Raw genomic sequence first — 25,146 nt, forward strand, 5'->3', positions numbered from 1 at the left:
GTGCTCCATCGATCATCGACGGCAACTACTAAAGCGGACCGCGCGCTTGTCTAACCCTTCCGGTCAGGCGGCGCGGACATTGACGATCAGCCGGTTGATCTGGCCGCGCAGGGTATCCACGCCGCCCGCCACCCCTTCGGCTGTCGAAAGCGCACGATCGGCAGTCTTGCGCGAATGTTCGGCGCGTTCGCGCAGCACCTGCATGTTGGCGGCGGCGTCGGCCGTGCCGCCTTCGACCTCGGCGATGGCGACCGCGATCAGGCGGGCCATGCCGCGCTGTTCCTGCACCGCATCGGCGACATTGGCGGCGGATTGATCGAGATCGGCGACCAGCCCATCGATCGACTGGATCGTCGACAACACGGTGTCGCTCGCCGCCTTGACCGCGGCAAGCCGCCCTTCGATCCGGCCGGCGGCGACCTGGGTCTGGCGCGCCAGACCCTTGACCTCTTCGGCGACCACCGCAAAGCCGCGCCCCGCTTCACCGGCACGGGCCGCCTCGATCGTGGCGTTGAGCGCCAGCAAATTGGTCTGGCCCGCGACTTCGGCAATGACGTCGAGCACGCTGGCGATCTCGCCAACCAGCATGCCGAGCGATTCGGCGTGCGTGCGCCCCTCTATCGTGCGTGCGCGTGCCGTGCGCGCGCCCGTGCGCGAGGCGTTTGCCGCATCGCTGATGCGTTCGATCGCCTCGGCCAGCGCAGCACCCGAATGGCCGATAGTGCGCACACTCGCCGCGCTTTGTTCAGTCAGAGCTGCGGTGGCGAGCGCATGATGCTCGGTCGCCCCCGCTTCAACGGACATGGCGCTCGCCGTCTCGCATAGCGTGGGGCCGGCCAGCGCCAGCTGACCGACGATGGCGCCTGCCTCGACTTCGAATGCGGCGAACAGCGCATCGAGATCGGCGGCACGCCGCGCCCGCGCGGCGACTTCATTGGTCTGCGAGCGGCGCAGTGCATCAGCGCTGTGGCGCGATTCGTCGCGCAGGCGGCGCGCGTCCCGCGACCGCCGCCGCGCGAAATCGAGCGCGCGGGCAATCTCCCCGATCTCATCGCGGCGGTCGAGCCCGGGAATCGGCGAACCGTCGCGGTCGAGCGTGATCTCCCGCGTTGTTGCAGCAATCTCCGCCAGCGGAACTTCGATGCGCGACGCCAGCATGCGCATGCCCCACACGCCGATGAGCATCGCCAGGAGCGTGACGATCGCCGCCACACAATAGACCATGGTGAAGCCCCGTTCGAGCGCGGTCCGTTCCAACGCCGCATCGGCGCGCAATCCGCCGATCAACGCATTGCTTTCCACCGTCAGCGGATCGATCGCGGCATAGAGTCCGCCGCTGATGAAGAAATCGAGCTGATCGGCCCGGCGCTCCCGGAGCATTTTTTCCAGCCGGTCGATCGCGCGGTCGGCATCGCCGCGCGCCGCCGAAATCCGCGCAACGGCGTCGTCATGACGCTGATCGAGCCGATGCGCGCGAAAACTGGCCCAACTGGTGTCGATCACCGCCCGCGATTCGTCGATCGCACTGATCGCTCCTTGGGCCGAGAGGTTGCCGCTGTTCACCTTGTGCGCGGTGAGCAAAGCCGCCGCATAGGAATCATTGACCTGTTGAAGCTCACCCATCGGATAGAGCCGATCGAGCACGAGCGACCTGACGCCGTGGCTGGTGATCAGGGTGGTACCGATCAACGCCACTGCCAGCACGCCCTGAATTGCGAGCAAGGCCCAGACGATGCGGCGCAGCTGACTGCGGATGCTGCTGTCTTTGCCCCTGCTCCAGGCAAGCAACAGCTTGGCCGGCATCGTCATGACCCAGAATCGGGTGGAAAGGATTCGGGCGCGGAGCGGGGGGAGCGTCATGGCCAGCGCTATGCGAGCCAAGAGGCAAACACATGGTTAAGCAAATGTTACAGTTTAAAGAAAACGTCTGGTCCATGGCCTGCCTCAGGCTCCCGCAGTTAAGGTCGAACTTGCATCCGAGGGAACCCGATGCTAGTCGCGCGGCGACCCATTAAGGGGGCCGATTGCGGCCCTCTTTTCGTATGGGGTAAAACCCGTTGCAAACGAGGAATTCGACTCCGTGGAGACATCCAACGGTATTTCTGGCGGTAGCATCCAGGCGAGCCTGAGCGGACGCTACGCGACCGCGCTGTTCGAACTGGCCCGCGACGGCAAGATGATCGACGCGGTCGAGGCAAGCCTTGCCCGCGTGCGCGCCGCGCTCGACCAGTCGGCCGACTTCGCCACACTGACCAACAATCCGCTGCTGTCGCGCGCCAATGCCGGCAAAGGCGTTGCTGCCGCTGCCGACGTGATCGACGTCGACGACACGACCAAGAAATTCCTCGGCGTGCTGGCGCAGAATCGCCGCCTGGCCGAGCTGCCCGCGATCATCCGGTCGTTCCGCGCGCTCGCCGCGAATCACCGTGGCGAAACGACCGCCGAGGTCGTCTCCGCTCATCCACTGACCGACGACCAGGTCGATGCGCTGAAGTCTCAGCTGCGCACCCGGATCGGTCGTGACGTTTCGATCGACCTGTCGGTCGATTCCTCCCTGCTTGGCGGGCTGGTCGTGAAGATCGGTTCGCAGATGATCGATTCGTCGATCAAGACTCGTCTCAATACTCTCGCGCACGCAATGAAAGGCTGACAGCGAAAGCGCTGTCAGTGGGAAAGGCTAACAATGGATATTCGCGCCGCTGAAATTTCGAAGGTCATCAAGGACCAGATCGCTTCGTTCGGCTCCGAGGCACAAGTTTCCGAAACTGGCCGCGTGTTGTCGGTCGGCGATGGCATTGCGCGCATCCACGGGCTCGACAACGTCCAGGCGGGCGAAATGGTCGAGTTCTCCAATGGCGTGCAGGGCATGGCCCTGAACCTCGAGGCCGACAATGTCGGCGTCGTGATCTTCGGCACCGATTCGGAGATCAAGGAAGGCGATGTCGTCAAGCGTACCGGCACGATCGTCGACGTGCCCGTCGGCAAGGGCCTGCTCGGCCGCGTCGTCGATGGCCTTGGCAATCCGATCGACGGCAAAGGGCCGATCGTTACCGATCAGCGCAGCCGCGTCGAAGTGAAGGCGCCGGGCATCATCCCGCGCACATCGGTCCACGAGCCCGTGCAGACCGGCCTCAAGGCGATCGACGCACTCGTGCCGGTCGGCCGTGGCCAGCGTGAGCTGATCATCGGCGATCGTCAGACCGGCAAGACCGCCGTCGCGATCGACACCTTCATCAACCAGAAGGCGGCGCATCAGGGCACCGACGAGAGCCAGAAGCTTTATTGCATCTATGTCGCGGTCGGCCAGAAGCGATCGACTGTCGCGCAGATCGTCCGTGCGCTCGAAGAAGCCGGCGCGATGGAATATACCATCGTCGTTGCCGCGACCGCATCGGAGCCCGCACCGCTGCAGTTCCTCGCACCGTACACCGGCTGCGCGATGGGCGAATATTTTCGCGACAACGGCATGCACGCCCTGATCGTGTATGACGATCTGTCGAAGCAGGCCGTCGCCTATCGTCAGATGTCTTTGCTGCTGCGCCGCCCGCCGGGCCGCGAAGCCTATCCCGGCGACGTGTTCTATCTCCACTCGCGCCTGCTCGAGCGCGCCGCGAAGATGAATGCCGACAATGGTTCGGGCTCGCTCACCGCGCTGCCGATCATCGAAACCCAGGCCGGCGACGTTTCGGCATACATTCCGACCAACGTGATCTCGATCACCGACGGCCAGATCTTCCTTGAAACCGACCTGTTCTTCGCTGGTATCCGCCCGGCGATCAACGTCGGGCTTTCGGTCAGCCGCGTCGGTTCCGCCGCGCAGACCAAGGCGATGAAGAAGGTGTCGGGCTCGATCAAGCTCGAACTCGCCCAGTATCGCGAAATGGCCGCGTTCGCGCAGTTCGGTTCGGATCTCGACGCATCGACCCAGAAGCTGCTCAACCGCGGCGCACGCCTGACCGAACTGCTCAAGCAGGCCCAGTATCAGCCGATGCCGTTCGAGGAGCAGACCGCATCGATCTTCGCGGGCACCAACGGTTATCTCGATACCGTGGCCGTAGATGCGGTGGTTCGCTACGAGCAGGCAATGCTCGCCGATCTTCGCGCCAACCATGCCGGCCTGCTGACCGACATCCGCGAGAAGCGCGACCTGTCCAAGGAAACGACCGAGGCGCTGAAGAGCGCGCTCGCCGCGTTTTCGAAGACGTTCGCGTAACCCAGCCGGTAGACAGAAAGCCCGATGGCCAGCCTTAAAGCTCTCAAGATCCGCATCGGCTCGGTGAAGTCGACGCAGAAGATCACCAAGGCGATGAAGATGGTCGCCGCCGCGAAACTGCGCCGTGCGCAGGAAGCGGCGGTCGCCGCGCGCCCCTATGCCGTACGGCTGGAGCGCGTGATGGCCAGCCTGGCGTCGAAGATTGCGTTGAGCGAGTCCTCGCCCAAGCTGCTCGTCGGCACCGGCAAGGACCAGGTTCACCTGCTGATCGTCGCGACCTCCGAACGGGGTCTGGCAGGCGCGTTCAATTCGAACATCGTGCGCGCCGCGCGCCGCAAGGCCGAGGAACTGATCGCGCAGGGCAAGACGGTGAAATTCTATCTCGCCGGCAAGAAGGGCCGCGTGTTGCGCCGCTTCTACCCCGAAATGATCCTGCACGATCATGAGCAGGGCCAGATCAAATATGTCGCGTTTTCGGATGCCCGAGCAGTCGCCGACGACGTGATCGCACGCTTTGAGGCGGGCGAGTTCGACATCGCCCATTTGTTCTACGCCAAGTTCCAGTCCGCGCTGGTGCAGGAAGCCGCCGGCCGCCAGATCATTCCCGTTGCGATTGACGCCAATGCCGCGCCGGTCGACGATGGTGGCGCCGCCGTGACCTACGAACCGGACGAGGAATCGATCCTTGCCGACCTGCTGCCGCGCAACGTCGCGATTCAGGTGTTCGGTGCGCTGCTTGAAAATGCCGCGTCGGAACAGGGCAGCCGCATGACCGCGATGGACAACGCCACGCGCAATGCCGGCGACATGATCAATCGCCTCACGATCCAGTATAACCGCACCCGCCAGGCCGCGATCACGACCGAGCTGGTGGAAATCATTTCCGGCGCGGAAGCGCTCAAGTAATTCGATACGAGGAAGAGAAGATGGCAACCGCCCCTATCGCCGAAAAGCCCGTCCGCAAGCCGCGCGCGACCAAGGCCGCTACCCCGGAAGCAACCGCATCGGTCGCGACGACCAACAATGTCGGCCGTATCAGCCAGGTGATCGGCGCCGTCGTCGACGTGACGTTCGAGCAGGACAAACTGCCGGCGATTCTTTCGGCGCTCGAGACCGATAATAACGGCAACCGTCTGGTGCTCGAAGTCGCCCAGCATCTCGGCGAGAACACGGTACGCGCGATCGCGATGGATTCGACCGAAGGTCTGACTCGCGGCCAGCGCGTGACCGATACGGGTTCGCAGATCCGTGTGCCGGTCGGCCCGATGACGCTCGGCCGTATCCTCAACGTGATCGGCGAGCCGATCGACGAGCGTGGCCCGGTCGGCCACACCCAAACCATGCCGATCCACGCACCGGCGCCGTTGTTCGTCGATCAGTCGACCGAGAGCGCGATCCTGGTGACGGGCATCAAGGTCATCGATCTGCTCGCGCCTTACGCAAAAGGCGGCAAGATCGGCCTGTTCGGCGGCGCCGGCGTGGGCAAGACCGTGCTGATCCAGGAACTGATCAACAACATCGCCAAGGGCCATGGCGGCACATCGGTGTTCGCCGGGGTCGGCGAGCGTACCCGCGAGGGTAACGATCTGTATCACGAATTCCTCGACGCGGGCGTTATCGCCAAGGACGCCGACGGCAACCCTACGCCTGAGGGTTCGAAGGTCGCGCTGGTGTTCGGCCAGATGAACGAGCCGCCGGGCGCCCGCGCCCGCGTCGCGCTGTCGGGCCTGACCATTGCGGAATATTTCCGCGACGTCGAAGGCCAGGACGTGCTGTTCTTCGTCGACAACATCTTCCGCTTTACCCAGGCTGGTTCGGAAGTGTCGGCTCTGCTTGGCCGTATTCCGTCTGCGGTGGGCTATCAGCCGACCCTGTCGACCGACATGGGCGCGCTGCAGGAGCGCATCACCTCGACCAACAAGGGGTCGATCACGTCGGTGCAGGCGATTTACGTGCCGGCCGACGATTTGACCGATCCGGCTCCGGCCACGTCGTTCGCCCATCTGGACGCGACGACCAACCTCAACCGCGCCATCTCCGAACTGGGCATCTACCCGGCGGTCGATCCGCTCGACTCCACGTCGCGCGTGCTGACTCCGGCGATCGTCGGTCAGGAGCATTACGACACGGCACGCCGCGTTCAGGAGACGCTGCAGCGTTACAAGTCGCTGCAGGACATCATCGCGATTCTCGGCATGGACGAGCTGAGCGAAGACGATAAGCGCACCGTGAGCCGCGCGCGGAAGATCCAGAAGTTCCTCAGCCAGCCGTTCCACGTCGCCGAGGTGTTCACCAACATCCCCGGCAAGTTCGTGCAGATCGAGGATACGGTGAAGTCGTTCAAGGCAGTGGTCGATGGTGAGTATGATCACCTGCCGGAGAGCGCGTTCTACATGGTCGGCGGCATCGAAGAGGTCGTCGCCAAGGCCGAGAAGATGGCGCAGGACGCCTGATCTTCCTCCCCTCCCGTTTGCGCGAGGGAATCGAGGGGTGGGCGCCCGGCCCGAACAGGGCGCGACGATTATGGTGAGCGCGAGCCCACCCCCTGCCCCTCCCGCAAGCGGGAGGGGGGAAGGAAGAGAAGATGCTGCACTTCGAACTCGTCACGCCTGAAAAGCTCGTCCGCTCCGAGGACGTGTATATGGTCGTCGTTCCCGGCACCGAAGGCGACTTCGGCGTGCTCGAAGGGCATGCGCCGGTCATGTCGACGATCCGCGATGGCGCGCTGTCGATCTATCGCACCGAAAAGGGCGAGCCCGAGACGATCGCAATCGAGGGCGGTTTCGCCGAGGTCAACGCCAATGGCCTGACCGTGCTCGCCGAACGCGCCGCCTGAGGCGCCCGCCGTTCCCCGCGACGCAGCGGAGCTTGCTGGATAGCCCAGCTACATGGCGCTGTAACTCCAGCGCATCCGCTTGCTGCCATAGCTCAGCGAGATTTTCGCATTGAGAATTTTGCCTTCGCGCCAATAGCGGATGCGCTGTGGGTAATCATGCGCCACGCACCGCCCGTGAACGCGCGGTCGGACCGTTTCTGCCTGACGACCTGCCGTAATTCCCAATGTTCTGAGCTTGAGAAGCGGAGCGCAGCTGCATCCGAAATATCGGAACGCAGGCGAAACAAATTTACTAATTCTTAAAATCATTTTTGCAAAATGTCCGCATGGGCGGGACAGAATTATGGCGCAGCGGGCGACCGATCCTGCATGGCGCCCTTGCGCTTCAGGCAGCCGTCCTCATCCTTTCTTATATCGCCACCGGTCTGACAATAGATTTTGTGAGCATTGCGCTGATCCTGCTGCCGATCGTCGTGTGCACGGGAATCGCGGTGGCGTATCGCAATCGCACGGATGCGCCGAAGCTTGCGATGGCGGCCGAGGCGGTGGCGATCCTCATGGCGACATTCTCGCTGGGAACGCTCATCACCTATGCCGCCGGAGCGGCCAGCTACCCCTTCCCTTATGCTGATACGAAGTTACGGGCGGCCGGCCTGGCGCTGGGGTTCGACTGGCTCGCCTATGCGAGAACGATCAACAATTACCCCCTGGCTTGCCGCACCCTTGAGCTGGCGTATAATTCGTTCAACGCGCAGCCCTTGCTGTTGCTCCTGGTCCTTGTTGTGTCCAATCAGATCGCGAGACTGCGGATTTTCCTGCTCGCAATGGCGGTTGCGCTGGCGGCGACCTCGATCATCTTCATTTTCATGCCGGCAGTCTCCGCTTATGGCCATTTCGGCGACCTCGCGCGGCAACTCACCAACATCTACCCCCCGGAGGGCGACACCCACGTCACCATCCTGTTGCAGCACATCGAATTTCTCGAAGGCCTTCGCGACGGAAGTTTCCGACAGGTCAGCGCGCAAACCCTGACCGGGCTGATCACCTTCCCGAGCTTCCATGCCTGTGTCGCGTGCCTTTATATCTGGACCGCCTGGTCGACGCGTGGCCTGCGCGTTCCCGTGCTGTTGCTCAACCTCCTGATGCTGGCCGCCTCACCCTTGTTCGGCGCGCATTATATCGTCGATCTGATCTCGGGCGCCGCTGTCGCCACATTCGGCGTGGCGTCGGCAACTTTAGTCTTTTCGCCCGATCGTACCTGGAAACCGCGCTTCCGGTCATCCGCGCCCGCGGTTGACGGTCTGGTCGGAATGGCAAGCGACATACCGTCAGCTCCGATTAGCTAATTGTCAAAGCTTGGCGGTTAAGCATTTCGTTCAAGCATGAGGAATGACACGGCATGAGCGCATTCGGGCGTCGTCCAGGGGTAGGATCCGCATCCGGTAACCGGCCTGCGTTCGGTGTTGCACGCCCGATGCAGGGCGGCGCGGCACGTCCGGCCGATGCGGAAAGCGGTGGCGAACAATTCCCGCCCTTGCCAATGCCGGGCGAATCCGACGCGCAGCCGATGGGCAATATGCCGGGCGTCAACCAGGACGCGATGCAGCGCCTCGCCGACCGCCAGTCGGCATCGGGCGATGCTGGCAACAGCCGCGTCGAGGGTTTCGAAAGTTCGATCCACAAGATCAAGGAACAGGTGCTGCCGCGCTTGCTCGAACGCGTCGATCCCGAAGCCGCCGCGACGCTCGACAAAGATGAACTGGCCGAGGAATTTCGCCCGATCATCGGCGAAGTGCTCGCCGAGCTGAAGCTGACGCTCAACCGCCGCGAGCAGTTCGCGCTGGAAAAGGTGCTGGTCGACGAACTGCTCGGGCTCGGGCCGCTCGAGGAACTGCTCGCCGATCCGACGATCACCGACATCATGGTCAACGGCCCGGAGCAGACCTATGTCGAGCGCAAGGGCCAGCTGGTCCTTGCCAACATCCAGTTCCGCGACGAGGAGCATCTGTTCCAGATCGCGCAGCGCATCTGCAACTCGGTCGGCCGCCGCGTCGACCAGACCACGCCGCTCGCCGATGCCCGGTTGAAGGACGGTTCACGCGTCAACGTGATCGTACCGCCGCTCAGCTTGCGTGGTACCGCGATCTCGATTCGTAAATTCTCCGCCAAGCCGATCACGCTCGACATGATGGCCGGCTTCGGATCGATGAGCCCGAAAATGGCCACTGCGCTGAAGATCGCCGGCGCCTCGCGCTTCAACGTGGTCATCTCGGGCGGTACGGGTTCGGGCAAGACGACGATGCTGAACGCCCTGTCGAAGATGATCGACCCGGGCGAGCGCGTGCTGACGATCGAGGACGCAGCCGAACTTCGGCTGCAACAGCCGCATTGGCTGCCGCTGGAAACGCGGCCCGCCAACCTTGAAGGCCAGGGCGAAATCTCGATCCGCGACCTGGTCAAGAACGCGCTGCGTATGCGCCCGGACCGGATCATCCTGGGCGAAATTCGTGGCTCCGAGTGTTTCGACATGCTCGCGGCGATGAACACCGGCCATGACGGATCGATGTGCACGCTCCACGCCAACTCTCCGCGCGAAGCTCTCGCGCGTATGGAGAACATGGTGATGATGTCGGACATCAAGGTGCCGAAGGAAGCGATCAGCCGGCAGATAGCCGATTCGGTCGAGCTGATCATCCAGGTGAAGCGTCTGCGCGATGGGTCGCGCCGCGTGACCAACATCACCGAGGTGATCGGCATGGAAGGCCCGGTCATCGTGACGCAGGAATTGTTCAAGTTCGAATATCTCGACGAAAGCGCGGACGGCAAGATCGTCGGCGAGTATCGCTCGATGGGCTTGCGACCCTATACGCTGGAAAAGGCGCGGCAGTTCGGCTTCGATCAGGCGTTTCTCGAGGCGTGCCTGTAAGAGGTTCGATCAGGAAATTGCCCGATTAGGCACCGTCGCTCAGGGCATGTTCCGGGGTGGCGGCTGGTCGGCATGTAAACCCTTTTCCCCAAGCCACCGATGCGGCTACGGCAGCACGACATGCGTTTCATTGCCGCCCTCTTCCTGTTGCTGCTCACTGCCGCGACGCCACCGGCCGACAGCCTGGCGCGCGATGCCGAGGCGCGCTGGGTGCCGTTCGACCTGACGCCGGGCAACCAGATCCGTTTCACGCTCGATGTCGACGGCAAACCGGTCAGCGCGATCCTCGACACCGGGGTGAGTTTTTCGGTGCTGTCGCGCGCTTATGTCGACAAGGGGAAGCTGAAAGTACGGAGCGGCGGCACCGCCAATGCGATCGGCGGCGTGGTGCCGCTCGGCTGGGTCGATACGCAATCGATCACCCTCGGCGGATTGACCCGCACCGGCGGCAGCATCAGCGTTGCGGTGCTGCCAGCCAATGCCACGGGCAGCGCGAAACCGATCGAAATGCTGGTCGGTCGCGACCTGACCGCCGATTATGCGCTGGATATCGATTATGATGCGCGGCGCTTTCGCTTGCTGCGCTCGGGCCGGATGCCGTTCAAGGGTGACAGCGCACCGCTTTCCGTATCGCGCGAGCGGCTCGTCTATATCGGAGAAACGACGCTCAACGGGCGGCGGTTGCGGCCGATGATCGTCGATACCGGTGACGGCAACAGCATCACCCTGTCGGCCGAAGCCTGGGCGACGACCGGTATCATCCCCGCTGCACGAACCTCGACCATCTCGTTCGGGCTTGGTGGGCCGATCGTCACCGAACTGATCATCGTGCCCGAATTGCGCACCGGTGCGCTGGTCGCGCCCTATGTCGATGTCCAGATCGAACAGGCAGGCGGCTTTTCACAGTCGATGGGCATGGCCGGACGGATCGGATCGGGTTTCCTGCAGAAATACCGCGTGCTGCTCGATCCCAAGGCCGGGCATATGGTGCTGGCGCCCGGCGCGTTGGCGCGCCAACCGACCCTGCGATCGACTAGCGGGCTGCTCGTCGCCGCCGAGAGCGACCGGCTGCGCGTGTTGCACGTAATGCGCGGCGGCCCGGCAGAGCGCGCCGGATGGCGCGCGGGCGACATGATCTGCGTCATCGACGGCACGCCGGTGCCCGACAATTATTCGTCGAACCCGATCGCGACCTGGTCGATCGGCGCGCCCGGCCGCGTCGTTTCGCTCGATCTGTGCGACGGCACTCGAAGAACGCTGGTTTTGCGGAATTTCTACTGACGATGGACCTGTCGCCGTCATCGCGCTGGAAGGCGGCGGCCCTTCTGCTGATCGTCACGGTGGCGCTGCGGATGTGGGATTTCGGCAATCCCGTCGTCCATGTCGATGAACAATATTACCTGCTGGTCGGTGACCGCATGTTGCAGGGCGATATACCCTATATCGACATATGGGACCGCAAGCCGATCGGCCTGTTCCTGCTGTTCGCGGGCATTCGCCTGCTGCCTGGCGACGGTATCCTCGCCTATCAGATCGTCGCGACGCTGTTCGCAGCGGGCACGGCTTGGATGGTGGATCGGGGCGCGATGCGGCTCGGCACGGCGCGTGCCGGCGCGCTGGCGGCGGCGATCGCCTATCTGATCTGGCTGTCATTGCTCAATGGTCGCGGCGGGCAATCGCCGGTGTTCTACAATCTGTTCGTGACCGGCGCGGCGCTGCTCACCCTGCGATTGCCCGCGTTGGCCGAAGAAAGGAAAATCCGCGCAATCGTCATCAACGGGCTGATCGTGTGCCTGCTCAGCGGGATCGCGATCCAGATGAAATACACGCCTGCGTTCGAGGGCGCCTATTTCGGCCTGGTCCATCTCTGGTTCCTGCACCGAGCAAGGGCGCCGCTACCGATAACCGTCGGTGCCGGGCTGATCTGGATACTGGCGGGGCTGACGCCGACCCTTGCTGCGATCGGTTGCTACGCCTGGCAAGGGCCGGCCGCACTCGATTCCTTCTGGTTCGCCAATTTCGCATCGATCACATTGCGGCCCGGCTATCCGATCGAGCAGATCGGGATGCGGCTGCTGGGTATCGCCGCGCAATTGTCGCCGCTGATCGTGGCGGCCGGTATCGCCTGGCGTTGGCGCAGGCGGGTCGGCCTGGTCGGCGAGGGTGCGATCATCGCGTGGGGCTGGCTGGGCGCAGCGCTGATCGCTTTCGCGGCGATCGGCACCTATTTCGACCATTATGCCCTGCCTTTGATCGCGCCGCTGACGCTCGTCGCGGCACCGGCGCTGGCACGATCGTCGCGCATTCTGATCGGCGTGCTTGGCCTGGCATTACTGTTGTTCATAACCAAGCTGGCGATGCAATCGCGCGATGCCGAGGGCGCGCGCGAGGTCGCGCGGATCGTCAAAGCGAACAGCGGCCCAAGCAACAAGGGGGAATGCCCATGGATCGCGATCGGCGACACGATCACCTATCGGCTTGCCGAGTCCTGCCTGCCGACAGCCTATATATTCCCCAATCTGTTGGTCTATTCCACGGAACATGGAGCGACGGGCATCAATGAAGCGGCCGAGGTGAGGCGCATTCTGGCCAATCGCCCGCCGGTGATTGTCGCCTCGTCTCGCCCGCTGCAGATCTGGAACCGAGAGAGCACGACCATGGTCAGCAACGCGCTCGCCAGCGACTATCGCCTGGTGTTCAGTACGCCACGCAGCAATTATCGGACACTCGTCTATCTGCGCCGCGACCGGGCGTTCAGGCGTGGAATGCCAGAATGACGAAGATGGCGGCGGCGATCAGCGCGAGCATCTGAAGCGTCGGCCAATTGATCAGGCCGACCCGGTCGAGATCGGCACGACGCTTGCGGCGATGGTCGCCCAGGCCCGCCAATATGGCGGCCAACACGGCAATGGTCGCAGCGACCCAGAACGGAGCGCCCGGCATATCGAAAAAACCGCCGATCAGGTGTCGAGCTTTTCGATCTTCTCGTTGAGCCGGGTCAGTTCGGCCTTCAGCGCGGCGATCTCGTCATCCTTGCTGGTCGCAGCGGCGGCGGCGGCGGCGGCGGCAGGCGTATCGCTGGTCGGCTGGCCCGGTGCCGGCCCCGAACCGGGCTTGAACGCAGTGGTCGCGGCCTCGAACATCGCCATGTTGCGCTTGGCGATTTCGGCAAAGGGCGAATTGGCGAACGCGCCCTCGACCGCGGTCTTGAACTGTTCGTGGTTGCGGCGGAAGCTGTCCATCGACGCCTCGAGATAACCAGGCACCATCGCTTGCATCGAATCACCATACATCGCGATCAGCTGACGCAGAAAAGGTACCGGCAGCATCGTCTGGCCGCGCGATTCCTCTTCCATGATGATCTGGGTCAGCACGTTGTGCGTGATATCTTCGTCGGTCTTGGCGTCGACAACCTTGAAATCGCGGCCTTCGCGCGTCATCGCGGCAAGATGCTCGAGCGTGATGTAAGACGACGTCTCGGTGTTATAGAGTCGGCGGTTCGCGTATTTCTTGATGATGACGGGGCCATCGCCCGGTGTCTGCTTCTTCATGGGAAAGGTCCCCGCCCAAGTGGTTGGCTCGGCTCTAACACCATTTCATGCCGCACCGCAACACGGTCCACGGCCGTTACCCTTGTTTCTGGATATGTTGCGCAGCGAAACCGCAGCATCGCCGGCACGACGGGCAGCGGCACTGGCTGGATTGCGCGCGTACCAGGCGGCGAATCGAGGGGAAGCGCGAAAGACGGCGCCGGCGCGCTTTCGCAAAGGGCGTTCGCGGTTGCGGGATTACGGCAAGAGCGAAAGCGGCGGACGGCCGATCATCGTCGTGCCGTCGCTGATCAATCCGCCCTTCATCCTCGATCTCGCACCCGATATGTCGCTGCTGCACTGGCTCGCGGCACAAGGCTTTCACCCCTATTTGCTCGACTGGGGAACACCGGGCCCGGAGGCGCGCGGGATGGATGTGACCGCGCATGTCGAACAGTTACTGTTGCCGCTGATCGCCAAATTTGCCGAACCACCAATATTGGCCGGCTATTGCCTGGGTGGAACGATGGCGCTCGCCGCCGCGTGCGCGGTACCTGTGGCCGGGCTGGCGCTGATCGCGGCACCATGGCACTTCGACGGCTTCAGCAAGACGGCCCGCGCCGACATGGTGGATTTGTGGAAAGCGGCGCGACCCGCGTGTGAAGCGATGGGAATGGTGCCGATGGAAGTGCTGCAATCGGGCTTCTGGCGGCTCGATCCGGCGCGCACAGTCACGAAATATGAGGCATTCGCGGCGATGGAGCCGGGCAGCGCCGGCGCGTCGATGTTCGTCGCGATGGAGGATTGGGCCAATGCCGGCGCTCCCCTGCCCTTCGCGGCGGGCGAACAGACGTTCGAGCAGTTCATCGGCGGCAATGTCACCGGGCGCGGCGAGTGGCGCGTGGGCGGCGGCATCGTCGACCCTAAGGCGCTGACGTGCCCAGCGATCGAGTTCGTGTCGCTCAGCGACCGGATCGTGCCCGCGGCGAGCGCGGCCGACCTACCCGACCGTCGCGACCTGGGCGCGGGGCATGTCGGGATGATCGTAGGGCGCGGCGCACGGGCCCAATTGTGGGAGCCGTTGGCGGACTGGATTACTGCCCTGCCCGCGCCTAGATAGCGCGCTCAGACTAGAGACAAGGCAAGGAACCTCCATGACCGATATCGTCATCACCGCCGCCAAGCGCACTCCTGTGGGCAGCTTTCTCGGCGCGTTCGGCTCGGTTCCGGCGCATGAACTGGGCCGGATCGCGATCGAGGCGGCACTGGAACAGGCGGGTGTCGATGGCGCCGATGTTTCGGAAGTGATTCTCGGCCAGGTATTGACCGCGGCACAGGGGCAGAACCCGGCGCGCCAGGCGTCGATGGCGGCCGGCGTACCCAAGGAGATCCCGGCCTGGGGCGTCAACCAGGTATGCGGATCGGGCCTGCGCGCGGTCGCGCTGGCAGCACAGGCGATCGCGACCGGCGATGCGACGATCGTCGTTGCGGGCGGGCAGGAATCCATGTCGCTAAGCGCACACGCGCAGAATCTGCGCGGCGGGCAGAAAATGGGCAATCTCGCGCTGGTCGACACGATGGTCAGCGACGGGCTGACCGATGTGTTCAACGGTTATCACATGGGCATCACCGCCGAGAATCTCGCCGAGCAATATCAGGTGACGCGCGGACAGCAGGACGAATTCTCGGTCCGCTCGCAGAACCTCGCCGATGCGGCGCGCTCGTCGGGCCGTTTCAAGGACGAGATCGCGCCAGTCACGGTCAAGGGTCGCAAGGGTGACACGATCGTGTCCGATGATGAATATATCCGCAGTGGTGTGACGCTGGAGAGCGTGTCGGCCGTGAAACCCGCCTTCAAAAAGGACGGCACGGTGACCGCCGCCAATGCCAGCGGATTGAACGACGGCGCTGCCGCGCTGGTACTGATGAGCCGCGAGGAAGCCGAGAAGCGCGGCTCAACCATTCTCGCCACGATCAAAAGCTGGGCATCGGCTGGCGTCGATCCTTCGATCATGGGTATCGGGCCGGTCCCCGCGACCCGACGCGCGCTGGAAAAGGCCGGCTGGACGATCGGCGACCTCGACCTGATCGAAGCCAATGAGGCCTTTGCCGCGCAGGCGCTGTCGGTGGGCAAGGAGCTTGGCTGGGACGCGGGCAAGGTCAACGTCAATGGCGGCGCGATCGCGATCGGTCATCCGATCGGCGCGAGCGGCGCGCGCGTGCTGACCACGTTGATCTACGAGATGCAGAAGCGGGATGCCAAGAAGGGCCTGGCGACCCTGTGCATCGGTGGCGGCATGGGCATCGCCATGTGCATCGAGCGGTAGTCTTATACCCCTCCCCTGAAAGGAAAGGGAGAGGAAGGCGCTTAACGCCATATCCGATCGAAGCGTTTGCCCAGGCCGGTCAGCAATTCATATTGCGACATGCCAGACAGCGCTGCGGCCTCCGGCAATGCATAGTCGAGCGACAGCCAGTCGCCTTCGCTGAGGTCCGGCGTACGCGATACGTCGACCGCGATCAGGTCCATCGACACGCGGCCGAGCAGCGGCAATCGCCGTCCATCGGATAGTGCCACGCCTTTGCCCGAGAAGCCGCGGAAATAGCCATCGGCGTAGCCAAGGTTCAGGATCGCGACCTCGGTCTCGGCAAGCGCGGTGAAGATCGCATTGTAGCCGACCGTGCCGCCCGCCGGGACGGTGCGGCGTTGAAGGATTTGCGCTGCCGGCGTCACCACCTGACGGATGATACCGTCGAACTCAGGCCGCGGTACGCCACCATAAAGGGCGAGACCAGGGCGGGTCAGGTCGAACGCATAATCTGCGCCGAGCCCGATCCCGGCAGAGTTCGCCAGGCTCAGGCGCTTCGCCCGCGTGCGTCCGGCCAGCGCAGCGAAAGCGATGCGCTGGCGCTCGTTCATCGCATGATCCTCGTCGGCGCAGGCGAGATGGCTCATCAGCGTCTCGACCTGCAAGCCGTCGAGCAGGCCGTTCGTCACATCGCCGATCGCCAGGCCGAGGCGGTTCATGCCGGTATCGACCATTATATCGCACGGTCCACCGCCGGCTTGTTTCCAGCGCGCGACCTGGCTTGCGGTATTGAGGACCGGGCGGGCAACCCCGGCCCGCGCCAGTGCCATATCCTCCTCGCGAACGCCGTGCAGCACCGAGACCTGCACATCCAGCGACGCGATGGCATTTGCTTCGGCCCAGTTTGCGACAAAGAAATCGCGACATCCGGCAGTGGCGAGTTGCTTCACGACCTGTGCCGCGCCCAACCCATAGCCGTCCGCCTTGATCGCGGCGCCGCATGCCGCGCCACCACTCATGGCGGCGAGCGCGCGCCAATTGTCGACAAGGCCGGCACGATCGAGGTTGAGCCGTAAGGGGGCGTAGGTCATGCCGTTGCGGTTAGCGTCGCTTGATCGGGCGCGCTAGGTCCTAGTCGGCGCTCGCCATTCCCGGCCTGGTTTCCGACAGACCCCACACCGTCACGACCAGCGCCATGGCGACCACGGCCATGGTGTACCAGAGGCCGGCATAGGGGTCACCTGTGCGCGCAACGATGAACTGGCTGATGAAGGGCAGGAAACCGCCGAAATAACCGGTGCCGAGATGATAAGGGATCGACATCGAGCTATAGCGGATACGCGGTGGGAACATCTCCGACAGCAACGCCGCGACTGGCCCATAGGTCACCCCCGACAGCGCGCCGAGGATCAGGATCGCAAACAGGATCACGGCGATGTTGAGCGGCGATGGCACGACCTTGTCGAGATTATACCCCGCATCCGCCAGCGCCTTGTCGAGGCCCGCCGGGCTGGTGTCGGGAATAGGGTTGCCGCCGATCATCACCACCGTCACCGGGCTGTGCGCTTTGGTGTATTGCACGCCCTTTTTCGAGAAATAATCGAGCAGTATACCGCATTTGTCGGTCTGTTTGGCCGCGAACGGGCTGTACGAACAGACCGGACCGGAAACCACCACCGGCGCGCGCTTCGCCGCCCGTGCGAGATCGGGATTAGCTGCGCTGCCGATTGTCCAGAAGATCGGGAAGAGCAGAACCAGGGTCAGCGCATAACCGATCACGATCGGCGCCTTGCGCCCGACCCTGTCGGACAGCTTGCCGAACAGGATGAACCAGAACAGTCCCATGCAGCAGCCAACGCCGACGATCAGCTGTGCGGCGGTTCCTTCGACCCGCATCGTCGTCTGCAGAAAGGACAGGACGCTGAACATCGCGGTGTACCAGATCACCGTCAGGCCGGCGGCGATGCCGAACAGCGCGACGAACAGCCGTTTGAGATTGCCGGGATAAGTGAAGCTTTCGACGAACGGATTCTTGGCCATTTCGCCAGCCGCCTTCAACTTCTTGAAGACCGGGCTTTCCGACAATTTGAGCCGCATCCACAACGAAACCGCGAGCAGCAACAGCGAGAAAAGGAACGGGAAACGCCAGCCCCAGCTTTCCCACATTTCGGTCGACATCGACCATTTGGTGCCGAGCACCACGGCGAGGCTGAGGATGAAACCACCAACCACGCTGGCCTGGATGAAGCTGGTGTAATAGCCCGATTTGCCCTTGGGCGAGTGCTCCGCGACATAAATCGCAGCCCCGCCATATTCGCCGCCCAGCGCCAGTCCCTGCAGGATGCGCAGGCCGAGAACGAGCATCGGCGCGGCAAAACCGATTGCGGCAAACGAAGGAATCAGCCCCACGCCGGCGGTCGCGACACCCATCAGCGTAATGGTGACGAGGAAGGTATATTTGCGGCCCAGCTTGTCGCCGAGATATCCGAACAACACCGCGCCGAGCGGCCGGAAGCCGAAGCCGACCGCGAAGCCCGCCCATGCGAGCAAGGTCTCCATGGTCGCGTTACCCGCCGGGAAGAAGGTGCGTCCGATGATGCCCGAGGCAGCGAGCGTGCCGTAGATGAAGAAGTCATACCATTCGAACACGGTGCCGAGCGACGACGCGGTGATGACCAGGCGGATGTCCTTCACCGACGGTTCGGACGTCATGTCAGGCTCTGACGCGATATCGGCTGCCGTGGTTATGGCCATTGTCTTCTCCCCCTGGACGACAAAGGGTTTAGCGGGATTGTCGAGAGCGGCAAGCGCCCGTGTTGGCTCGATCGACTCTGCCGATGTGCGGAACGGTCAGGCGCGGGTGAAGTGCATGACCCAGTTGGTTTCCCAGGTCTTGCCGCCATCAGCCGACAGAGCCTGACGCCATTCCGCGCTGTTGGCCGCGATCGCCGACCATACGAAGCGCAGCTTGACCGGCTTGCCGCGCAAACTGTCATCGGCGAGGAAGGTGCCGACGCAGCCCTGAAAATTACCCTTTACCGGCACGTCGAGCGTGTGCGGCGTGCGTCCGTCGAGCCACCAGATCGCCCAGAGCCCGGTCTTTGGATCATAGGAGCGCAGGCCGACTGCGCGGTAAGCGCCCGCGGGAACATCGAGCCAATTGTCGTCGACATTGCCGACACCGCCCATCGTCGGCTGCATGACGCATGTGCCGTTAAAGTCCTGCCACGCGTCGCTGCCGGTCAGCCGTTCTTTGAGACGGCGATGCTTCACGCGCCACGACCCGATCAGGAAATCGAAATCATGCGCGTGATCACCGTCGGCAAGGGCAGCGGCGAAGCCAGGGGTCGCGGCGACGGCATCGGCCAGGGCAGTGAAGCTGAGCATGTCGCGGCGGTCGATCATCGGGCGTCCTCAATTGGTGGACGTCCTGTTTAGTCGCCTGATCCTGACACGGAATGTCAGGATATTCCGCCGCTACACAATTTACCGTCAGTCCCCGTCGAGCATTCGGATGATGGCGGAGAAATCCAGTCCACCCTGCCCCTCGGCATTGAATTTCTCATACAGTTCGGCTGCTTTGGCGCCCATTGGTGTGTCGGCATGCGCGATGCCGGCGGCTTCCATCGCGAGACGTAGATCCTTGAGCATCAGCGCGGTGGCGAAGCCGCCCTGATAATCATGGTCGGCCGGCGTGTCCGGGCCGACGCCGGGCAGCGGCGCGTAGCTGGTCATCGACCAGCTCTGACCCGACGAAACGCTGGCGATGTCGAAGAATTTCTGCGGATCGAGACCGAGTTTGCGCGCAAGCAGGAACGCCTCGCACGTGCCGACCATGGTGATGCCGAGCAGCATATTGTTGGCGACCTTGGCGACCTGACCCGTGCCGCTGGCGCCGGCATGGATCACTGCTTTGCCCATATCGGCGAGGAAAGGCTGGGCGCGTTCGAACGCGGCGTCGCTGCCGCCGACCATGAAGGTCAGCGTGCCGCCATTGGCGGCGGCGATGCCGCCCGAGACGGGCGCATCGACCGCGGTGTAGCCCTTGGCGGTCGCGGTTTCAGCGACGCGCTTCGCGGTGGCGACATCGATCGTCGAGCAGTCGATCAGGATCGCGGATTGCGGCGCGGCGGTGAAAATGGCATCGGTATAGACACCCTCCACATGCTTGCCTGCGGGGAGCATGGTAATGACCGCATCGGCGCCATTGAGCGCTTCCTCGACGCTCCCGGCGGGGAGGCAGCCGGCCTCTTTGGCCCGCACCAGCGCGTCGGCGGAAAGGTCGAAGGCGCGGACGTCATGGCCCTTCTTCGCGAGATTGGCGGCCATGCCGCCGCCCATGTTGCCGAGACCGATGAATGCGACGCGTGCCATTTCTTCTCTCCAAATTCACTATCGTCATCCCAGCGAAGGCTGGGATCTCCGCGGTGCTGACGTTGTGCGCTCCCCGTTGAGACCCCAGCCTGCGCTGGGGTGACGCTTATTCGCGGGATGAGGTGTGAGGTTACTTCCCCGTCCAGTTACCCGGACGTTTCTCGACGAATGCGGCCATGCCTTCCTTCTGGTCGGCAGTGCCGAACAAGGCGTGGAACAGGCGGCGTTCGAACTGGATGCCCTGGGTCAGGCCGGTCTCGAACGCTGAGTTGACCATCTCCTTGTTGGCAAGCGCGGCGAGTGGCGCCATGCCGGAGATCGCGGCGGCGGTCTTCAGCGCCTCGTCGAGCAGTTCGGCGGCGGGCACGATGCGGCTGACCAGGCCGGCGCGTTCGGCTTCCTCGGCACCCATCATTCGGCCGGTCAGGCACATCTCCATCGCTTTGGCCTTGCCGACCGCACGGGTCAGTCGCTGCGATCCACCCATGCCGGGCGCGACGCCGAGCTTGATCTCGGGCTGGCCGAACCTGGCGGTGTCGGCGGCGAGGATGAAGTCGCACATCATCGCCAACTCGCATCCGCCGCCAAGCGCGAAACCGGCGACGGCGGCGATGATGGGTTTCCGCGTCGCGGTGAAACGCTCCCATCCGGCAAAATAGTTGCCGCCGAACATGTCGGCGAAGGACTGGTCGGCCATTTCCTTGATATCGGCGCCGGCGGCAAAGGCTTTTTCGCTGCCGGTCAGCACCGCGCAATGCTGGCTGTCATCGGCATCATAGGCGGTCATCGCTGCGATCAGTTCACCGAGCACCTGATTGTTGAGCGCGTTGAGCGCGTGGGGGCGATTGAGCGTGATGAGCGTGACGGCGTCGCGCCGTTCGACGAGCAGGGTTTCATAGGTGGCCATGGGATCAGTCTCCGTCGGCATTTGCAGGAAGCGGGGTCCAGGCCTGGCTGGCGGGCAGCGGCTGGAAGAAACCATCGACCATCGCCTCGGTCACGCCTTCTGGCGTGGCGGGGTTCCAGGATGGTGCATTGTCCTTATCGATCAGCAGCGCGCGAACGCCTTCGGCGAAATCGGGGTGGCGGAACATGCGCGCGGCGATGCCGAATTCCATCCGCATCTCATCGACGAAATGCAGTTGGCGCGGGCTTTCGACGAGCATGCGCAGCGACACCTTGCATGCAGTCGGCGATTTGGGACGCAGTGTTTCGTGCTGCTTGATTGCCCAGTCGGAGCCGTCGGCGTCGAGCGCGGCGAGGATCTCTTCATAATCGTCCGAGGCGAACAGGCGGTCGATCGCGGGCAGATATTCGATGATCTTCGCCGGCGGCGGGACGGCCGCGGCACCGGCGAGGATCGATTCGACCTTTTCCGGCGTCGCGCAAAGTTCGGCCTTGAGCGCTTCGAGTTTCTCGGACGGCACATAATAATTGGCGAGGCCAAGTGCGATACAGTCCGCGCCGTCGAGCCGCGCGCCGGTCAACGCGAGATACTGCGCCGCGCGACCACGCAGTCGCGACAGATACCGCCCGCCCCCGACATCGGGGAATAGACCGATCGCGGTTTCGGGCATCGCGAAGATCGTGCGTTCGGTGACGACGCGGTAACGGCACGGACAGGCAATGCCTACCCCGCCGCCCATCGTCACCCCATCCATGAACACCACACCGGGCTTGGGATAAGTGTACATCAGATGGTTCAGGCGATATTCCTGGAAGAAGAACGCATGGCCCGCCGCGCCGTGCCCTTGAGCACTGCGCGCGATCGTCACCACGTCGCCGCCGGCACAGAAACCGCGCCCCTCGGCATGGTCGATCATGACCAGGCGCACACTGCGGTCCTCGCGCCAGTCGAGCAGGGCGCGGGTCATCTGCTGCACCATGGGCAGGTCGAGCGCGTTGAGCGCCTTGGGCCGGTTGAGGCGCAGACGCCCGGCGGCCCTATCGCGATAGGCGAGCGTTTCGGTAAGTGTGGACATATCATTCATCGGTGCATGCAAACTCAGTGGGTGATGGAGACATAGGAGCCCGGGGCGGGCTCGATCGGGTTGGCGGGCTTGCGCGGAGCGACGCGCTTGTCCGAGCCCGCAGCGCTGAGCCAGCCGTCCCATAGCGGCCACCATGAGCCGGGATGCTTCTCGGCATCCGCAAGCCATTCGTCGGCGGTCGGCGGCATCGTGTCGGCGGTCCAATAGCCGTGCTTGTTGGCTGCGGGCGGGTTGATCACGCCGGCATTGTGCCCCGACCCTCCAAGGATGAAGGTGACCGGCCCGCCGAACAGTTTCGCGCCGTCATAGACCGCGCTCCAGGCCGAGACATGATCGTCCTTCAGCGCGACGAGCAGGATTGGGGTCTTCACGGCGGAGAGGTCGATCGCGACGCCACCAACCTCGAAGCCAGCGCCTTCCTTCAGCGCATTGGAGAAGAGCAGGCCGCGATTATAGGATTTGAGGAACGCTTGCGGAATGCGTGCGCCATCCTCGAACCAATAGAGCAGATCGGACGGCGGCGCGGCGCGGTCGAGCAGGTAATGGTTGATCACTGACGACCAGATCAGGTCGTTCGAACGCACCGCCGCGAACAATTGCTGCAGCTCGGTCGAATCGATGAAACCGCGCTTTTCGAGATGCTCTTCGAGCGCATCGAGATGCGCCTCATGCACGAAGGCGGACCAGTCGCGCATATCGGCGAAATCGACCATCGATCCGATCAAGGTCGCGCTGCCAACTTCATCGGCGCGCTTCTTGGCCGCGAGGTAGGCCAGCGTGATCGCGACCAAGGTGCCGCCCAGGCAGAAGCTGAAAAAATCGACCTTGGCCTTACCCGTCTTTTTGCGCGCTTCGCCGAGCGCAGTGACGATGCCATCAAGGACATAATGTCCGACGCCGCAGTCGCGATGGCTCTCATCGGGATTGATCCAGGAGATGACGAACACAGTGCGACCCTGTTCGACCAGCCAGCGCACCATGCTGGAGCGCGCCTGCAGGTCGATCATGTAGAATTTGTTCACCAGCGGCGGCACATAGAGCATCGGCTCGGCATGCACGTCGGGGGTGACGGGATCATACTGGATCAGCTGGAACAGATGGTTCTGGAACACCACGCTGCCCGGCGTCGCGGCGATGTTGCCGCCCTTTGTGAAAGCATTCTCGTCGGTGCGGCGGCGCACGATACCCTTGCCCGACGCCATATCCTCCAAGAGGTGCGCGAAGCCCGCCGCGAGATTGGCGCCGCCGGTTTCGACCGTGCGCTGAATCACCTCCGGATTGGTCATCGCAAAGTTGGTCGGCGCGATTGCATTGAGATACTGGTCAAGCACGAACGCGGTCATCGCCCGATCTTCGGCCTTGTCCAGACTATGCGGTCCCTCCGCGACGTCGACTACGGCGCGCAACTGCTTGGAGGCGAGCAAATAAGCGTCGCGCAGCGCGCGAAAATAGGGCTGCTCTTCCCAATCAGGCGCGGAGAAACGACGATCACGCGGCTTTTCCGCATCGGGGTTGGGTAGCCAGGCCTGAGTCCAGAAATCACCCCATTCACGCGCCGCCTGAAGCTGCACATCGAACAATTGCTGCGGGTTCGAACCCAGCCCTATGGCGAAGCCAGAGATGGATCGGAACAGCGCCAGCGGGTCATAGGGCTGGCTCGCCCCAGTCCGGATCGGCGCGCGCGCGGCTGCACCGAGCGCGCTCGACACGTTGGCGAGCGCGTCCTGCCACAATCGGGTGACGCTCGGCGTATCAGGCTGATCGGTCACTGGCGGGTCAGCTCACGGCCGACGATCATGCGCATGACCTGATTGGTGCCCTCGAGGATCGAATGCACGCGCAGGTCGCGCCAGAAACGCTCGATCGGATAATCCATCAGATAACCATAGCCGCCGTGCAGCTGCAGCGCGCGATCCGCCACGCTCGATCCGGTGTCGGTCGCCAGGCGCTTGGCCATCGCCGCGAACTTGGTCTTGTCGGGCGCATTGGCGGTGACCTTGGCCGCAGCGATATAGAGCAAGGCCCGCGCCGCTTCGAGATCGGTCGCCATGTCGGCCAGAGTGAACTGCGTGTTCTGGAAGTCGGCGATCGCGGTGCCGAACTGCTTGCGGTCCCTGGTATAATTCACCGCCTCGTCGAGGCAGCGCTGTGCGCCACCGAGTGAACAGGCACCGATATTGAGGCGACCACCATCGAGGCCCATCATCGCGATGCGGAACCCCTCACCCAGCCCCCCGACGAGATTTTCCCCGGGCACGCGGACATTGTCGAAGATGACCTGTGCGGTCGGCTGCGAATGCCAGCCAAGCTTGCGCTCGTTCGCGCCGAAGCTGACGCCAGGCGTATCCTTTTCGATCACCATGCAGCTGATCCCCTTCGGACCGTCCTCGCCGGTGCGCACCATCGTGACGTAGATCTCGTTCTCGCCGCCGCCGGAGATGAACTGCTTGGTACCGGTGACCAGCCAGTCGTCGCCATCCTTCACCGCGCGCGTCTTCAGCGCGGCGGCGTCGGAGCCGGAGCCGGGTTCGGTCAGGCAATAGCTGGCGATCTTGTCCATTGTGACTAGGCTGGGCAGGAACTTTTCCTTCACCGCCTGCGCGCCGAAGCGATCGATCATCCAGCTTGCCATGTTGTGGATCGAGATGAACGCGCTGGTCGAGGCGCAGCCATAAGCCATCGCCTCCATGATCAGCGCGGATTCGAGCCGGCCGAGATTGATCCCGCCCGATTCCTCCGAGACATAGATCGATGCGAAGCCGAGCTCGGCCGCTTGCTTGATCGTGTCGCGCGGAAAAATATGCTTCTCATCCCATTCTGCCGCGAACGGCGTGATGCGATCTGCGGTGAACTTGCGCGCCAGGTCCTGGATCTCGCGCTGGTCATCGGTGAGGTCGAACTGGTTGGTCATGGTTTCCACTGTCTCTCGTGTCCGACTGCCCTCAAGAGGGCCTCTTCATATCTACG

The 25,146-nt window shown here is 63.6% G+C and carries 22 protein-coding genes; 11 read left to right on the top strand and 11 right to left on the bottom strand.

The genetic code is table 11. The annotated features are described in order from the left end of the window. Positions 1-63: 63 nt before the first annotated feature. The gene (locus ACVWZA_RS10975; RefSeq protein ID WP_457311237.1) at positions 64-1,860 is read right to left on the bottom strand and encodes a methyl-accepting chemotaxis protein; all 1,797 of its coding nucleotides are present in this window, start codon (positions 1,858-1,860) and stop codon (positions 64-66) included. A gap of 220 nt (positions 1,861-2,080) precedes the next feature. Between ACVWZA_RS10975 and ACVWZA_RS10980 the strand changes: the two genes are divergently transcribed. The 9 genes from ACVWZA_RS10980 to ACVWZA_RS11020 all read left to right on the top strand — a co-directional run bounded on the left by ACVWZA_RS10980 (position 2,081) and on the right by ACVWZA_RS11020 (position 12,752). Beyond that, positions 2,081-2,650, top strand: a complete 570-nt coding sequence (locus tag ACVWZA_RS10980) for a F0F1 ATP synthase subunit delta (protein WP_457311238.1) — start codon at positions 2,081-2,083, stop codon at positions 2,648-2,650. Positions 2,651-2,683: 33 nt separating this feature from the next. Next, positions 2,684-4,213 (top strand): F0F1 ATP synthase subunit alpha, encoded by a 1,530-nt coding sequence (gene atpA, locus ACVWZA_RS10985; RefSeq protein WP_457311239.1) that lies wholly within the window; start codon positions 2,684-2,686, stop codon positions 4,211-4,213. 24 nt (positions 4,214-4,237) lie between these two features. Then, positions 4,238-5,119, top strand: a complete 882-nt coding sequence (locus tag ACVWZA_RS10990) for a F0F1 ATP synthase subunit gamma (protein ID WP_457311240.1) — start codon at positions 4,238-4,240, stop codon at positions 5,117-5,119. A gap of 20 nt (positions 5,120-5,139) precedes the next feature. Then, positions 5,140-6,666, top strand: a complete 1,527-nt coding sequence (gene atpD / locus ACVWZA_RS10995) for a F0F1 ATP synthase subunit beta (protein WP_457311241.1) — start codon at positions 5,140-5,142, stop codon at positions 6,664-6,666. 131 nt (positions 6,667-6,797) lie between these two features. Further along, positions 6,798-7,049 (top strand): ATP synthase F1 subunit epsilon, encoded by a 252-nt coding sequence (locus ACVWZA_RS11000; RefSeq protein WP_457311242.1) that lies wholly within the window; start codon positions 6,798-6,800, stop codon positions 7,047-7,049. 440 nt (positions 7,050-7,489) lie between these two features. Then, positions 7,490-8,395: a phosphatase PAP2 family protein gene (locus ACVWZA_RS11005; RefSeq protein WP_457311243.1), complete on the top strand. Its 906-nt coding sequence runs from the start codon at positions 7,490-7,492 to the stop codon at positions 8,393-8,395. Positions 8,396-8,448: 53 nt separating this feature from the next. Next, positions 8,449-9,975 (top strand): CpaF family protein, encoded by a 1,527-nt coding sequence (locus ACVWZA_RS11010; protein WP_457311244.1) that lies wholly within the window; start codon positions 8,449-8,451, stop codon positions 9,973-9,975. Between the two features lie 120 nt (positions 9,976-10,095). Beyond that, a complete protein-coding gene (locus ACVWZA_RS11015) occupies positions 10,096-11,256 on the top strand; it encodes an aspartyl protease family protein (protein ID WP_457311245.1) in 1,161 nt (386 codons plus the stop codon). Positions 11,257-11,258: 2 nt separating this feature from the next. Beyond that, positions 11,259-12,752: an ArnT family glycosyltransferase gene (locus ACVWZA_RS11020; protein WP_457311246.1), complete on the top strand. Its 1,494-nt coding sequence runs from the start codon at positions 11,259-11,261 to the stop codon at positions 12,750-12,752. On the opposite strand, the gene ACVWZA_RS11025 is transcribed toward ACVWZA_RS11020, so the two are convergent. Both ACVWZA_RS11025 and phaR read right to left on the bottom strand, forming a co-directional pair. After that, positions 12,730-12,918, bottom strand: coding sequence for a hypothetical protein (locus tag ACVWZA_RS11025; RefSeq protein ID WP_457311247.1), 189 nt, complete (start codon positions 12,916-12,918; stop codon positions 12,730-12,732). The genes ACVWZA_RS11020 and ACVWZA_RS11025 overlap by 23 nt on opposite strands. A 17-nt stretch (positions 12,919-12,935) precedes the next feature. Next, complete coding sequence (gene phaR, locus ACVWZA_RS11030; RefSeq protein ID WP_457311248.1) at positions 12,936-13,526, bottom strand: polyhydroxyalkanoate synthesis repressor PhaR; 591 nt, start codon at positions 13,524-13,526, stop codon at positions 12,936-12,938. Positions 13,527-13,545: 19 nt separating this feature from the next. Between phaR and ACVWZA_RS11035 the strand changes: the two genes are divergently transcribed. Both ACVWZA_RS11035 and ACVWZA_RS11040 read left to right on the top strand, forming a co-directional pair. Further along, complete coding sequence (locus ACVWZA_RS11035; RefSeq protein ID WP_457311405.1) at positions 13,546-14,625, top strand: alpha/beta fold hydrolase; 1,080 nt, start codon at positions 13,546-13,548, stop codon at positions 14,623-14,625. A 34-nt stretch (positions 14,626-14,659) separates the two neighbouring features. Further along, positions 14,660-15,832: an acetyl-CoA C-acetyltransferase gene (locus ACVWZA_RS11040; RefSeq protein ID WP_457311249.1), complete on the top strand. Its 1,173-nt coding sequence runs from the start codon at positions 14,660-14,662 to the stop codon at positions 15,830-15,832. Positions 15,833-15,873: 41 nt separating this feature from the next. On the opposite strand, the gene alr is transcribed toward ACVWZA_RS11040, so the two are convergent. From alr to ACVWZA_RS11080, 8 genes are all read right to left on the bottom strand, one after another. Next, complete coding sequence (gene alr, locus ACVWZA_RS11045) at positions 15,874-16,905, bottom strand: alanine racemase (RefSeq protein WP_457311250.1); 1,032 nt, start codon at positions 16,903-16,905, stop codon at positions 15,874-15,876. Between the two features lie 40 nt (positions 16,906-16,945). Further along, a complete protein-coding gene (locus ACVWZA_RS11050; protein WP_457311251.1) occupies positions 16,946-18,568 on the bottom strand; it encodes an MFS transporter in 1,623 nt (540 codons plus the stop codon). A 96-nt stretch (positions 18,569-18,664) separates the two neighbouring features. Further along, positions 18,665-19,219, bottom strand: coding sequence for a DUF1579 domain-containing protein (locus tag ACVWZA_RS11055; protein ID WP_457311252.1), 555 nt, complete (start codon positions 19,217-19,219; stop codon positions 18,665-18,667). A gap of 87 nt (positions 19,220-19,306) precedes the next feature. Continuing rightward, positions 19,307-20,188 (bottom strand): 3-hydroxyisobutyrate dehydrogenase, encoded by an 882-nt coding sequence (gene mmsB / locus ACVWZA_RS11060; protein WP_457311253.1) that lies wholly within the window; start codon positions 20,186-20,188, stop codon positions 19,307-19,309. Positions 20,189-20,318: 130 nt separating this feature from the next. After that, positions 20,319-21,095, bottom strand: a complete 777-nt coding sequence (locus ACVWZA_RS11065) for an enoyl-CoA hydratase (RefSeq protein WP_457311254.1) — start codon at positions 21,093-21,095, stop codon at positions 20,319-20,321. A gap of 4 nt (positions 21,096-21,099) precedes the next feature. Then, the gene (locus tag ACVWZA_RS11070; protein ID WP_457311255.1) at positions 21,100-22,170 is read right to left on the bottom strand and encodes an enoyl-CoA hydratase/isomerase family protein; all 1,071 of its coding nucleotides are present in this window, start codon (positions 22,168-22,170) and stop codon (positions 21,100-21,102) included. Positions 22,171-22,193: 23 nt separating this feature from the next. Beyond that, positions 22,194-23,948, bottom strand: coding sequence for a PHA/PHB synthase family protein (locus ACVWZA_RS11075; protein WP_457311256.1), 1,755 nt, complete (start codon positions 23,946-23,948; stop codon positions 22,194-22,196). Then, positions 23,945-25,090: an acyl-CoA dehydrogenase family protein gene (locus ACVWZA_RS11080; RefSeq protein WP_457311406.1), complete on the bottom strand. Its 1,146-nt coding sequence runs from the start codon at positions 25,088-25,090 to the stop codon at positions 23,945-23,947. The genes ACVWZA_RS11075 and ACVWZA_RS11080 overlap by 4 nt, the downstream gene beginning before the upstream one ends. Positions 25,091-25,146: the final 56 nt, after the last annotated feature.

The organism is Sphingomonas sp. UYAg733 (assembly GCF_054057355.1).